At 38.4% G+C, this 14,001-nt stretch carries 11 protein-coding genes, 2 tRNA genes and 1 pseudogene; 6 read left to right on the top strand and 8 right to left on the bottom strand.

What is annotated here, in order from left to right; genetic code table 11:
- The first annotated feature begins 134 nt into the window (after positions 1-134).
- Entirely contained in the window at positions 135-896 is a 762-nt protein-coding gene (locus I6F40_RS18260) for a 2-keto-4-pentenoate hydratase (RefSeq protein ID WP_166376806.1), read from the top strand.
- A 148-nt stretch (positions 897-1,044) separates the two neighbouring features.
- Here I6F40_RS18260 and I6F40_RS18255 read toward each other — a convergent pair.
- The 5 genes and pseudogenes from I6F40_RS18255 to I6F40_RS18235 all read right to left on the bottom strand — a co-directional run.
- Positions 1,045-1,579 (bottom strand): annotated as a pseudogene (locus tag I6F40_RS18255) (IS256 family transposase); the annotation flags it as partial.
- 581 nt (positions 1,580-2,160) lie between these two features.
- Positions 2,161-2,237 (bottom strand) — tRNA-Val (locus I6F40_RS18250).
- Positions 2,238-2,263: 26 nt separating this feature from the next.
- Positions 2,264-2,340, bottom strand: a tRNA-Val gene (locus I6F40_RS18245).
- Between the two features lie 113 nt (positions 2,341-2,453).
- A complete protein-coding gene (locus I6F40_RS18240) occupies positions 2,454-3,518 on the bottom strand; it encodes a DUF3080 family protein (RefSeq protein WP_166376807.1) in 1,065 nt (354 codons plus the stop codon).
- On the bottom strand, positions 3,481-4,851 hold the full coding sequence (locus I6F40_RS18235; protein WP_007585131.1) for an MATE family efflux transporter: 1,371 nt from the start codon (positions 4,849-4,851) through the stop codon (positions 3,481-3,483). Before I6F40_RS18235 ends, I6F40_RS18240 begins: the two co-directional genes overlap by 38 nt.
- Before the next feature lie 128 nt (positions 4,852-4,979).
- Between I6F40_RS18235 and I6F40_RS18230 the strand changes: the two genes are divergently transcribed.
- Entirely contained in the window at positions 4,980-5,606 is a 627-nt protein-coding gene (locus I6F40_RS18230) for a riboflavin synthase subunit alpha (RefSeq protein ID WP_166376808.1), read from the top strand.
- Position 5,607: 1 nt separating this feature from the next.
- On the opposite strand, the gene I6F40_RS18225 is transcribed toward I6F40_RS18230, so the two are convergent.
- Entirely contained in the window at positions 5,608-5,811 is a 204-nt protein-coding gene (locus I6F40_RS18225; protein ID WP_008166246.1) for a CPXCG motif-containing cysteine-rich protein, read from the bottom strand.
- A 103-nt stretch (positions 5,812-5,914) separates the two neighbouring features.
- On the bottom strand, positions 5,915-6,787 hold the full coding sequence (locus tag I6F40_RS18220; protein WP_101163040.1) for a fructosamine kinase family protein: 873 nt from the start codon (positions 6,785-6,787) through the stop codon (positions 5,915-5,917).
- Positions 6,788-6,912: 125 nt separating this feature from the next.
- Here I6F40_RS18220 and I6F40_RS18215 point away from each other — a divergent pair, with 125 nt between their 5' ends.
- The 4 genes from I6F40_RS18215 (at position 6,913) to I6F40_RS18200 (ending at position 11,406) form a co-directional block, all read left to right on the top strand.
- Positions 6,913-7,605, top strand: coding sequence for a DUF445 domain-containing protein (locus tag I6F40_RS18215; protein ID WP_166376809.1), 693 nt, complete (start codon positions 6,913-6,915; stop codon positions 7,603-7,605).
- Positions 7,606-7,883: 278 nt separating this feature from the next.
- A complete protein-coding gene (locus I6F40_RS18210) occupies positions 7,884-8,669 on the top strand; it encodes a hypothetical protein (RefSeq protein WP_007585117.1) in 786 nt (261 codons plus the stop codon).
- Positions 8,670-8,769: 100 nt separating this feature from the next.
- Positions 8,770-10,152 (top strand): amidohydrolase, encoded by a 1,383-nt coding sequence (locus I6F40_RS18205; protein ID WP_007585115.1) that lies wholly within the window; start codon positions 8,770-8,772, stop codon positions 10,150-10,152.
- A gap of 12 nt (positions 10,153-10,164) precedes the next feature.
- A complete protein-coding gene (locus I6F40_RS18200) occupies positions 10,165-11,406 on the top strand; it encodes an amidohydrolase family protein (protein WP_166376810.1) in 1,242 nt (413 codons plus the stop codon).
- 329 nt (positions 11,407-11,735) lie between these two features.
- On the opposite strand, the gene I6F40_RS18195 is transcribed toward I6F40_RS18200, so the two are convergent.
- Positions 11,736-13,958: an NADP-dependent isocitrate dehydrogenase gene (locus tag I6F40_RS18195; protein WP_166376811.1), complete on the bottom strand. Its 2,223-nt coding sequence runs from the start codon at positions 13,956-13,958 to the stop codon at positions 11,736-11,738.
- Positions 13,959-14,001: the final 43 nt, after the last annotated feature.

The following is a 14,001-nucleotide window of genomic DNA, read 5'->3' as shown; positions in this document are numbered from 1 at the left end:
GTTTACTCATTTAACAAGAAGTAAATTCGCAAAAGAATAACGTTCGACAAATCTAAACATCATATGTTTAATTGTCAAGAACACTGTTATTATTGCTATGCAAATTACTTTCAATAGCAAAAAAAGGAACTACAGTGGATAACTCAATCTTGCTTGAACATATCGCTAAGCATTTACTAAATAAAAGAGAGCAAGGTATTGCGATACCTGACTTATCATCAGATATAACACTTAATTCTATAGACGACGTTTTAGCAGTTCAGAAGTTGATGATTAAGCTAAATAATCAAAAAGTGTATGGTTGGAAATGTATGCTTCCATCAGGTGATGGCACGATTACTCTCGCGCCGCTTTTGCATGCACCGGTTAAATCTATGGAACGTTGTGCTCTTTTTACAAAAAATAATAAAGCGCTCATTGAGCCAGAAATTGCATTTGTGCTAAACAAAGACCTAGCAAGCTATGAAGAATATAAAAATGAGGAAATAGATAATGCTATTGGTAGCGCCCATTTAGCGTTGGAGCTTATTCAGAACAGATTTCCAGAGGGTTATCAAGCAACACACTATGAAAAATTGGCCGATGGATTATCTAATCAAGGTGTATATTTAGGCCCTAAAGTAGACGTTAAAAAAGCATATGAGAGCAGTGATATAAATATTGATGTTAAACAGGGCGAAGATTTCCAAAGCTATGCGGGGACGCATCCTGCAGGTTTGCCGCAGCTTCCTTTATATTGGGCTATTAACTTTTTAACGGAAAATGGGTTTGAATTAAAAGCAGGACATATCTTTATTACCGGCTCTTATAACGGTCTAATGCAATTAGATATAAATAAAAAAACATCAATAAAGTACGAAGGTTTAGGAGAGATTACAGTCGAATTTTCATGTTGATACATTGAGGTTCTGTAGGTTAGCAAACGCTTTTAAATTACGTTGTACAGCTAACCTACACGTGTATTTTGATTTTACGGTAAAAGAAAAGTTAAATTATTTAAATATCCAGTACGCTGTCTAAACGCCCTTCAAAATAAATAGCTAGTTAGGATAAGCAGAGACTCTAATTATGAATTGGCATCGTCCTACATATTCTCTGACGCATTTAATATGCCTGCGTACAATAATTTCAGTAAGCTATTTTCATTAGGGAGTGCCCTTTGGTTTGGTTAATTTTCTGAACTGATGATGTACTGCTTCCACTGCATTGGTGGAATAGATAATCTTCCGGATGCGCTCTGGGTACTTAAAGTAATGGGGTAATTTATGCCATTTCCTATGCTAAGAATTAATGACTAATGGATAAGCATTTCCCCATTTAGCCTCTAACTCATCAAGTGCGAGTTGAGCTTATTCCTAACTGACTGCTTTATAGACAGGTTTCAAATCAGCCATAAATGCTTTTTGATTCTTAGACGCTACGTATTTCATTGAGTTACGGATTTGATGAATTACGCATAGCTGAGTTTCGGTTTCTGGGAAAATAGTCGCAATGGCCTCAGGAAAACCTGTTAACTCATCAACACAGGTAATAAAAATATCCTTAACACACGATTACTAAGATCAGTAAGCACTGAAAGCTAGTAATCAAGTGTTGACTTTGCCTCTGGCTGACAAAACATTATTGAGGTGATGTAATCTAGTGGATTAATTTGTTAGATTTCGTTTTTTGATGTTGTTGTCCAATTGATTTTTTCCAGCCATTAAGAATTCTTCTGTGCATAATATCCAGTAAGAAACTAAGGATATCTACAATTAATTAAATCAACTCTGTTAAGCGTGACTGCTTGGATTTTTACGTTTATAGAATAGGGGTCATAGGATATTTCATGAAATGACACGGAAAATATTAGGGTAGTGGTCACCTGATTTGAAATTTTTGGTTTGGAATTTGTGATTTGAGGTTTGTGAATTTGCAAGGGTAGGGGTCTAATTTTGAGGAAGATTAAAGAGCTAAAAAAGTGGTTTGGGCGCTTGGGCACAAGTTTGGGCACAAATCGATAAAAACTGGAATTTTTAGGATGATCTTTTGAGGCTTGGCTCTCGTTATTTTAAAATTTTGAATACAAAATAATAAAAAAACTAAGAATTTAATTTTCAACAAAAAATTAAACGAGTAGATTGAATAGGATTTTTAACTGTTTGAAATATAGAGTTTAATTGGTACGACCGAGTGGATTCGAACCACCGACCTCTACCATGTCAAGGTAGCGCTCTAACCAGCTGAGCTACGGTCGTACAATTTTTTTAGGATTTTTAAATGTTGGTACGACTGAGTGGATTCGAACCACCGACCCCTACCATGTCAAGGTAGTGCTCTAACCAACTGAGCTACAGTCGTATTACTTTATTTAAGTAGGTGTTAATTGCTTAACAACGGCGGCTAATATATAGCGTGGCGGTTGGTGAATCAAGCAAGTTTGTTGTTTTTGAGTTTATTTGCCGTTTTTTTATTCATATTGGGCTTATTTCACACGTTTTATAAAAACCTTGCCACCAAACCACATGTTTTTTAGCTGAGCTTTTTAGTAAGTTCAGTAAGTTACTTGCTGAGCCCGTTTTGACTAAGTTATTAATTTGAGGGCTTGAGATACTTTCGTTAAACCAAAGCTCATTATAAAGCGGTTGTAGTGCCTCTAGATAACCAGTTAACTGCGCTTGATAGGGCTGAATTTCTTTTAGGTAAAACTTTTGAAATACGTTGCTTATGATTTTTGCGTTTTTATTATTTTTATCCTGAGGGCACAGCGTATTCAAGTTTAATGTTTTTACAAACTGCGTGGCGTTGTTATTTAACACTACTTGCTTGCGGACTGATTGAATGAGTGCTTGGTTAAATTGAAATTTATTAAGCTGCTCGAGTGCACTAAAAATAGAATCGCTATTAATTTCACTAAATTCTTTAGCGTTTATTTGCTGCTTAATGAGTACAAGTTGCTTTAGTGCAAATACGGTATCGCTAAAACCAGCGGGTTCAGTAGTAAGCTCGTTTGAGGTGAGTTGCCAGGTACGATTTAACTCAGGCTCTTTAAATAACATGGTGTTAAAAAAGTGCATTAGGTGTGTTTCTTTGTAGTTTTTGGCTGCGAGTATTTTTGTGTAACTAGGACTATTTTTATCAAGCGTGTTTAAGCAAACCTGTGCACTTTTAATAAAGTTTATTTGATATTTTAATTGCCCAGCAGCGCTGGCGGTTTTTCCTAATTGGTTATTGTGCTCACTTATAAGCACGTTAAGCTTACATTGGCTAATGCCTGCAAGCTCAACAATGCTCAGCGTTAAGTCACTTTGTGCTATTGGGGTAGGCTGCAGTAAGGGGAGTTGTTTGAGTGGCGCAGGCTGTGTTGGGCTTGTATCAACTGTGCTACTTAAGCGTTCAATATAAGTAACGTTTATACTACTTTGTGGTTTGTTGCAGCCAGTAAGCGTTAAAAAACACATTACCAGCAAAGCAGCTGGTAGTGTTTTAAGGCTGAGTTTGTTAGTTTTGATTGAGTGCATCAATTTTAAGAAATTCATATTTTAGACGTTTTTTTACCGTTAGCATTAATAAAATAGCAGCGACACTAAGACCTACTATTATCCCAGTCCAGAAACCGTGTGGCCCCATAGCTGGCACAATTATGTCTGTTCTTGCCAATACGTAACCTAAACAAAAGCCGATTAACCAATACGATATAAACGTAATATACGATATAGGCGTGGTGTATTTTAACCCACGGAGTATGCCATTTGCTGCAACTTGCAGTGCATCAGGTAATTGGTAAATACACGCTAAAATCATAATTGATGAAGCCAATGCCATAACAGCGGGGCTGTCAGTATACAGTTGGCTAATTAAATCACGACCGGCAAACGTAATAAGTGCTAAAAATAACGCCACAGCAATGGCTAAAATATAGCTGGTAGAAACCGCAACTTTTAATTGAGTCATGTTCTTTTGGCCGTATAAGTTACCTATACGAATGCTGATAGCGATTGATAGGCTCAGTGGCATCATAAACAGCAATGTAGTTACACTGGCTGCTATTTGATGCCCCGATATAGCTACTGCACCTAAATGCGCTATAAATAGCGGTATACACGCAAATAAAGTGACTTCAAAAAAGGTGGCGAGTGAAATTGGTATACCTAACTTAGTAATAATACCAATGGTAGTGAAATTAGGTTTTTCGAATGATGAAAGCAGGCCTTTAGCATCTACTTTTTTACTCATTTGGCAGTAAGTGACTTGCGCTATTGCCATAACAGTTAAAACAATTGCAGTGGCAATGCCACAGCCTGCGCCGCCATAAGCAGGAAAACCAAATAAGCCATTTATGAAAATATAATTTACCGGAATATTAACAGCTAAACCTAATAGGCTTATGTAAAACGCGGGCTTGGTCATTCCCATGCCTTCGGTAACGTTTCTGTATACCGTAAAAATTAAAAATCCAAATACACCCCATTTCACAAAGTGAATGTAGTCAATGGCAAGGTTTGCAATTGCAGGCGTTGTATCGAGCTTAAAAATAATAGCATCTGCTAAATGGGCAATTCCAAAGCCTGTAAAGCTCAAAATAGCGGTTAAATAAAGCGCTTGTTGAAAATAGTGGCTAATGCCTTTGCGGTCATCACTACCCGAAAACTGCGCAATAATACCGGTAAGCGCTAATAAAATACCTTGAAGGCCAAGTAATAATGGGTTCCATATTCCTGTTGCAATAGACAGTGCAGCTAAGTCAGTAGGGCTAACTTGGCCTGCCATAATTGTGTCGACGACCGACATTAAAATAAGTGTAACTTGCGCTAAAAAAACAGGTAAAGCGAGGGAAAGTAAACGCTTGGCTTCCCAATTGCAAAAGGTCATAAAAACAGCTAGTTGATAAAATAGGGCGTAATTGTAATCTATTGGGGTTTAAATAAAAATCACAGTAGTGAATGATTTTATGAGTTGATACGTTAAACTAGCACTTTGTAATAATTTAAAGTGATTTTATGTTTACAGGAATAGTGCAAACGCAAGCTACGGTGGTCTCTAATACTCAAACAGACGGTGTTTTACGCTTAGTTGTATCGGTGAGCGATGAGTACGTTAAGCATTTAGATTTAGGCGCAAGTATTGCTATTAATGGCTGTTGTTTAACAGTTGTGCAAGTTGAGCTAAGTAATCACGATGTGGTAGCGCAAGTGCATTTTGATGTGATTGACGAAACCCTAAAGTTAACTAATTTAGGACTGCTTGAGTTAGGTAGTTTAGTTAATTACGAACGCTCTGTTACGTTTGGTACTGAGCTAGGTGGGCATATAGTGTCTGGGCATATTCATTGTACGTCACAAATTTCTCAAATAGTGAAGCTTGAGAACAACTGCAAAATACAACTCAGTTTGCCAAAAGAGTGGCAAAAGTATGTGTTATATAAAGGGTTTGTTGCGATAAATGGCGCAAGCTTAACCGTGGGCGAAGTTGATGAACAAGGTTTTTGGTTACACCTAATTCCGGAAACGCTCGCCATTACAAACATTGGTGCAGCGCAAGTGGGTGACAAGTTTAATATTGAAGTTGATCAGCAAACTTACACTATTGTAAATACGGTAGAAAACTACTTACGCCATCAGGCTTAAGTTAAAATATTTGTTCGTCGTCACTGTCTACGTGTAGCTCTAACTTATTGTTAGCATGATCTATATGCATATTTAAATGAATTGGGTTACAGCAGGCAGTGCAATCTTCTATGTAGTCTTGATCGCCCATGCTTGCGTCTAAGTCTAAATGTATGTGGTGTCCGCAGTGTGGGCACGTTATTCGTTGTGATAAAAAATCTTTCATAATCACTCCAGTTATAAATAATTAAGTTAGATTCAACTTAATCGCTTACAGATGAACGCCTACTTACTCATTAAATATAGTGCTGAAATGCAGCTTATGACACTTATTTTATACCTTCAAATACCAGCTTTTCTATATGTTGTTTAGCTTCAGTAAGATAGTGACCGGCAAAGATGTTAGCGTGATTTAAAATAGGGTATAGCTGGTATATTAACTTACGTTTTTCGTAATTTTGAGAAAGCGGGTAGTGCTGGTTATAGGCGCTATAAAAGTCTTTTGGAAGTGGCGCAAATAGTTCGCTCATTGCAATATCCACTTCCCGATCACCATAATAACAAGCGGGGTTAAATACCGTTGGCTCTGCTTTTAAAAAGCCCATATTGCCTCGCCAAAAATCGCCATGCAGTAATGAGGGCTCAACTTGATGACTATGCAGCTGTTCTTTAACGGCATTAATTAAACGCTCGGGTTCAATAAAGTTAATGCCTTTTTCAGCGAGTAACTGTAATTGCCACCCTATACGTTCTTCGGCGTAAAATACATCCCATTTTTTATGCCAGCGATTAGGTTGTATAGTAGTGGCTATGTAGTTGTCTACATCAAAACCAAACATGGCTTGGTCGTGTTTTTGATGCATTTTAGCGAGGCTGCTTCCCATAGTTGCCCACGTGTTGTGGGGTTGTTTATCTAAAACAAGCCACTGTAAAACAATAAACGAAAACTCTATATTTGCACCGGTTGTAATACATTCAGGGACTTTAAAATTACTATTTTGCGCTAAAAGCTTTAAGCCAATAAATTCACTTTCTAAACGCTCGAGTTCGCTTTTTAATGCTATTTTAACGAAGAAGTTATGCGTACCATTGGTAATATGAAATAGTTTGTCGGTATTTGTACTTTGTAATTGGCGTTTATAGGTGTGTTTAAAGTCAAAATTAATGGCTTGGCTGATGTGCTCATTTACTGTTTTCCACATAACAATTGCTCGCCTTTTAAACAGATACTTAAACTATGGCAAAAAGGTATTAATTTAACAATCTAAACGTTGTAAAATTAACGACTATATTGCATAAAAATTACACTTACTGTAATGGAGTAAAAATGAACAAAAGTTTAATAACCAATTTGCTAGCGGGTTTATGTGTTGTTGTAGGTTTTATGTTTAACCAAGTAATTGTGTTATCAGTTGGTTTATTTGCACTTTCTGGCGCGGTAACTAATTTATTAGCGATTCATATGTTGTTCGAAAAAGTCCCGTTTTTATATGGCTCGGGTGTTATAGCGCTTAAGTTTGAAAGCTTTAAAGTAGCTATACGAAACCTAATATTAACGGAGTTTTTTTCAGAGCAAAAAATTGATAATTTACTCAATAAAGCGCAGCCCAATATCGATTTTGAGCCAATAATTAGTAATGTTGATTTAAACCCCGCATTCGACAATTTGTTAGAGGTAATAGAGCAATCTCAGTTTGGTAGCATGTTAGGTATGTTTGGCGGCACTGCAGCAATAGAGCCAATGCGTGAAAAGTTTATTGAAAAAATGCAATTGTCGCTTAGTGAGATTTCTCAAACTGACGACTTTAAAGCATTAGTAACCCAAACGCTTTCACAAGGTAATAGTGCAGAGAGCCTACATAAAACAGTACTTAAATTAGTTGATGAGCGCCTAGATGAGCTTACCCCTAAAATGGTTAAAGAGATTATTCAAACCATGATCCATGAGCACTTAGGCTGGCTTGTAGTGTGGGGTGGTGTGTTTGGTGGCTTGTTTGGTTTAATTGCGGCCGTGATTTAAATATAGCTACTGATACCAATTTTAAAAAAATCATTCTATCGCATTAAATAGCGCACTTACTGCGTTAAAAATTGTTCGTGTACGAGTGCATGGATGCAGGAGGTAGAGCAATGCAGGGAGCAATTAGTGATAGCAACTACACGTTATAATTTCGCCTTATTATTGCGCTACTTTATTAGCGCAATAATAGATAACTAATTTAATGCAATTGGTATGACTTATTTTTTCAGGCTGTTATTATCGCCCCCATAATTTAGTCGTGTTTTTTAGGAGCAACGGTGAGCAAAACGTTAGCCAGTTATTATCAGCAAGCATACGCTTGCGATCAGCAGCATTTTAACCAGTGTTTTTATTGTGGCTGTGAAGCGACAGAGCGCGACCATTGTCCGCCGCTGCATATGCTACAAAGCATTGTTGATTTAGGTGAAGAAGCTGATTTTATATCTATTCCTGCGTGTTATGAGTGTCATGCACTTTTACATAACGAAAGGCTGATGACGATTGATGAGCGTTTCACTAAAATGAAGAAAAAGCTTGCCACTAAATACGCAAAACCTCTGCGTGTTTATAACATGTGGGAAGAAAACGAACTTGGCGATATGAGCGATGAGTTTGCGCATAGTATTCAAGCGGGTATGAAATTAGGAAAAGAAGCCGCTGAGCGTTTAGCGTTTACTGGTTTTAGCTATGCCACAGAAGATGCCAAAGTAGCAGTACGTGAAAAAACAAAAGAGTTTGATGTAGAAGGCATGATATTTACTGACTTTAAAGAGGCGCTAAATTACTGCATTAATGATTTAAACGTACAAAAAAGTGACTTTTATAAAATTTTGGTTGAAGACTACCAAGGGGATTTTAATAAAGCGCTAAGCCAGTATCGTCATCGTCATGACAAAGTGACAGCGGCTAAAGACGGTAATACAATTATTAAAGATTTTTCTAAGTTACATAAGCAAAACTCTGATTTTGTAACGCGTACGGTTAAGCACTTTATTAGTAAAGATCCATCGCTTACAACCGAAGGTGCGCTTGAAAAGTTGTATAACAATTATATAAAGAAATAATTACAGATATTCATCTTAATTAACTGCGTTTTCACCTGTTTTTTTGGCTTTATTCCTTAGCTTTCGCTAAAGTAGCAAAAAAACAGGAGATCCAAACAACATGCAAAAATTTGCACCTTCTTTATTAGCAGTTGGCTTAGCTGCTGCACTTGTAGGTTGCCAAGAAAACGGCCCGCAAGACGATAAAATAACAATCAACAAAAATCCTTACCCAAGCACTTATCAGCCCGTTTCTACATCAAGCACACTTATTACAAATGCAACAGTACTTACAGGTACTGGTGAGCGTTTAGATGAGGCTGATGTATTACTTGTTGACGGCAAAGTACAACAAGTTGGTAAAGACTTAACTGCTACTGCTGATATTACAATTGATGCACAAGGCAAATGGGTAACACCGGGTATTATTGACGTACATTCACATTTAGGTGCATACCCAAGCCCTTCGGTTGAGTCGCATCAAGATGGTAACGAAATGACCAGCCCTAACACTGCAGAAGTGTGGGTTGAGCATTCTGTTTGGCCACAAGATCCAGGCTTTAATCGTGCACGCGAAGGCGGCATTACTTCTCTACAAATTTTACCAGGCTCAGCTAACTTATTTGGTGGACGCGGCGTTACGCTTAAAAACGTCCCTGCACACACTATGCAAGGTATGAAATTTCCAGAGGCGCCGTATGGTTTAAAAATGGCGTGTGGTGAAAACCCTAAACGTGTTTATGGTCGTCAAGGTGTATTGCCTTCAACTCGTATGGGTAATATGGCTGGTTATCGTATGGCGTGGGCTGAAGCCGCTGAATACAAACGTGCATGGGATAAGTACGATGCCGATTATGAAGCAGGTTTAAACCCAGAAGCACCAGTACGTGATATTAAACACGATACGCTTCGTGGTGTGCTTGAGGGCGAAGTACGTATTCATAATCATTGTTATAAAGCTGAAGAAATGGCAATGATGATTGACCTGTCAAAAGAATTTAATTACGACGCGGGTACATTCCATCACGGTGTAGAAGCATATAAAATTGCTGACCTACTTGCTGAGAATGGCTCGTGTGCTGCACTTTGGCCAGACTGGTGGGGTTTTAAAATGGAAGCCTACGACATGGTTCAAGAAAACGTAGCTATTGTTGATGCGGTTAAAAATTCATGTGCAGTTGTTCACTCAGATTCAGATACTACTATTCAGCGCTTAAACCAAGAAGCTGGCAAGGTTATGTACCGTGCTAACGAAAACGGTTTTGATATTTCTGAGCAACACGCTATTAAATGGATCACGGCTAACGCTGCTAAATCGCTAGGTATTGATGACAAAACAGGTTCACTAGAAGCAGGTAAGCAGGGCGATGTTGTTATTTGGAATCAAAGCCCATTTAGTGTTTATGCTAAAGCTGAACAAGTGTTTGTTGATGGTGCAAAAGTTTACGATAGAAACGACAGCGCGTATCAAGCAACAAGTGATTTTATGTTAGGTCAACAATAAGGAGCACCCAGAATGAAAAATTTATCACGTTCGTTTTCGCTTTCTCTGGTTGCTGCAGGATTATTAGCATCTGGTGCTGTAAGCGCACAATCGCTAGCAATTATTAATGCAACATTGCATACGTCATCTGATCAAGGTGTATTAGAAGCGGCAAGCATTGTAATGACAGATGGTAAAATCACAGCGATTAACCCAACTGAAATTAAAGTAGATCAAATTATTGATGCAAAGGGCCAAATTGTAACCCCTGGCTTTATTGCAAGTGTAAATCAACTTGGTTTAGTTGAGGTAAGTGCAGTTGCGGGCTCTCGCGATGCAGGCGAGGAAAAAGCCAGTATTGATTTTGACGTAAGTCTTGCTTACAACGCACATTCAAGCTTAATACCTTACGCTCGTAAAGGCGGTGTAACACGCGATGTCATTACCCCTCATGGCGGCGATAGCATTTTTTCAGGCCTTGCGAGTGTTGTTGATTTAAGTGGTAGTTTTGACAGCGACATGCAAAAACAAGCGGCTTTAATTGTTTACTTAGGTGAGCGCAGTAAAGGCTCTCGTGCTTTTACTTTGCAAACACTGATTAATAAACTTGATGAGCACAAAACTAAAGCTGGTAAAAAAGCTAAAAAAGATGACGACAAGCCAAGTACTGAAGACAAAGTAATGGCAAAAGTACTCAGTGGCGAAATGCCATTAGTGGTTGGCGTATCACGTGCGGCAGATATTATTGAGCTTATTAAAGTAAAAGAGCAATTTGGTATTAACTTAGTACTTAACGGCGCACAAGACGCTGTTGTAGTAAAAGAGCGCGTTGCTAAAGCAAATATCCCAGTAATTATTAGTGCAATGGACAGCTTACCAGCAAGTTTTGATTCGCTTCATGCGAGTTTAGATAATGCAGGTGTGCTAGAAAAAGCAGGCGTTAAAGTATTATTAACGGTAGGTGGTGATGCAAGTCACAACATTTATCAGCTGCGTTTTGATGCTGGTAATGCAGTATCGTATGGTATGAGCCAAGAAGGTGCGTTAAAAGCGGTTACATCAAACGTTGCTGATGTATTTGGCATTAATGCAGGTAGTCTTGAAGTAGGTAAAGCTGCTGATGTAGTAATGTGGAGTAATGACCCGTTTGAACTAAGCAGCCACGTGAACAAAATGTTTATTAATGGGGTTGAGGTATCTACACAATCTCGCCAAGATAAACTGCGTGATCGTTATACGACTGATTCAAAAATGCCACGTGCATATACTAAATAATTAATAAATTTAATTATTTTAAAGGCCGCTATTTTATAAATAGCGGCCTTTTTTAAAGTTTATACCAATCCGCAATAATACTTAATCATTTTGCGGGGCTAAACGTGTCACTACCTGTGTTAAAAAATTCTCATTTACGACTGCATGGATGCAGAAGGTAGAGCAATGCAGGAGCAATTGCCGAGAACGACTAAATAGCAAATTTTTTGCCTAGCTATCAACACGTTTTTCCATCCTAAAAATAGATCACTTAATTAAGCGAATTGGTATTAGACATAAAAAAGCCGCTTACTTTTACAAGTAAGCGGCTTTTAAATTTAAACTAATATTTATACTAATTTAGCAAGAATATCGTTAAATGTAGTGCTTGGACGCATCGCTTTAAAGGCTGCATCATCGTTAGGCTGGAAGTAACCGCCTAAATCAACTGCAGGGCCTTGCGCATCGTTAAGTTCACTTACGATTTGTTCTTTATTAGACTCAAGATCGCTAGCAATTTGAGTAAACTGTGCTTTAAGTTCACTGTCATCATTTTGCTTAGCAAGTTCTTGTGCCCAGAATAAAGATAGGAAGAAATGAGAACCACGGTTATCAATTTCTTTCACTTTACGTGAAGGAGACTTGTTTTCTGCAAGGAAAGTACCAGTCGCTTTATCTAGTGTATCAGCAAGAACTTGTGCCTTGTTGTTACCTGTAGTTACGCTTAGGTGCTCAAGAGATGCAGCAAGTGCTAAAAATTCACCTAAAGAATCCCAACGTAAGTGGTTTTCTTTTTCGAATTGTTGAACATGCTTAGGTGCAGAACCACCTGCGCCAGTTTCAAATAATCCACCACCGTTCATAAGTGGAACAATTGAAAGCATTTTAGCACTCGTACCTAGCTCTAAAATTGGGAATAAATCTGTAAGGTAATCACGTAAAACGTTACCTGTTACAGAAATAGTATCTTTACCTTCTTTAATACGCGCTAGTGAGAACAACGTTGCTTCAAGCGGTGCTAAAATTTGAATATCTAGGCCAGCTGTATCGTGATCTGGTAGGTATTTATTTACTTTTTTGATTAGCTCTGCATCATGTGCACGGTTTTCGTCTAACCAGAAAATAGCTGGAACGCCTGTTGCGCGTGCACGATTTACTGCAAGCTTAACCCAATCTTGGATTGGTGCGTCTTTAACCTGACACATGCGCCAAATATCGCCTTGCTCAACACTGTGCTCAAGTAATGTATTACTATTTGCATCAACAACACGGATAGAACCATCTGCTTTAGCTTCAAACGTTTTATCGTGTGAACCGTATTCTTCAGCTTTTTGAGCCATAAGGCCAACGTTAGGTACGCTACCCATAGTTGTTGGATCAAACGCGCCATTTACTTTACAAAAATCAATAGTTGCTTGGTAAATACCTGAGTAACAACGATCTGGAATTACAAAGCTAGTGTCTTGTAATTTACCATCGTTATTCCACATTTGACCGCTTGAACGGATTGCAGCAGGCATAGAAGCATCGATGATCACGTCACTTGGTACGTGTAGGTTTGTAATACCACGGTCAGAATCAACCATAGCAATAGCAGGGCGGCTGGCGTAAACAGCTTGAATGTCTGCTTCAATTTCTTCGCGCTTAGCATCGTCTAATGTTTGAATTTTAGAATATACATCGCCTAAACCATTATTTACATCAACACCTAGCTCTTCAAAAAGCTCACCGTGTTTAGCAAATACATCTTTGTAGAATACTTTTACAGCGTGACCAAAGATAATTGGATCAGATACTTTCATCATTGTCGCTTTCATGTGAAGCGAGAATAAAACACCTTTTTCTTTAGCAGCGTCAATTTCAGCAGCTAAGAAAGCTTGAAGCTTAGAAGCGCTGATGCTTGATGCATCAATAACTTCGCCAGCTAAAAGAGGCGTGCTTTGTTTAAGTACAGAAACATCGCCGTTAGTTGCAACATGTTCAATACGTACATCAGTGGCTGTATCAACAGTTACAGACTTTTCTGAACCAAAGAAGTCGCCTTCGCTCATGCTTGCAACATAAGACTCTGAATCTTTGCTCCACGCACCCATTGAATGTGGGTTGTTACGTGCATATTCTTTTACAGAACCTGGTGCGCGACGATCTGAGTTACCTTCACGTAGTACTGGGTTTACTGCACTGCCTTTGATTTTGTCGTAAGCAGCTTGAATTGCTTTTTCTTCATCATTTTTAGGTTCAACAGGGTATTCTGGAAGAGCGTAACCTTTTGCTTGAAGCTCTTTAATTACAGCGCGAAGCTGTGGTACAGATGCACTGATGTTTGGTAATTTGATGATGTTTGCTTCTGGTGTTTTAGCAAGCTCGCCAAGTTCAGCAAGTGCATCACTAATGCGTTGTTCTTGTGTTAAATAATCAGGGAAGCTAGCAATTACACGACCTGCTAATGAGATATCGCGAGTTTCAACTTCAACACCGGCCGCATTTGTATATGCTTGGATGATCGGTAGCAACGAGTAAGTTGCTAGTGCCGGAGCTTCGTCCGTTTTTGTATAGATAATTTTTGATGTCATCATCATTCCTAGATAGTAGACCGAAAAGGTCTTATTCAACAAT

This window comes from Pseudoalteromonas sp. SWXJ133 (genome assembly GCF_015864365.1).
In the GTDB taxonomy this organism is placed as follows: Bacteria; Pseudomonadota; Gammaproteobacteria; order Enterobacterales; family Alteromonadaceae; genus Pseudoalteromonas; species Pseudoalteromonas arctica.
The sequence above is the reverse complement of the archived record's forward strand: the minus strand, read 5'-3'. Positions and strand labels throughout refer to the sequence as shown.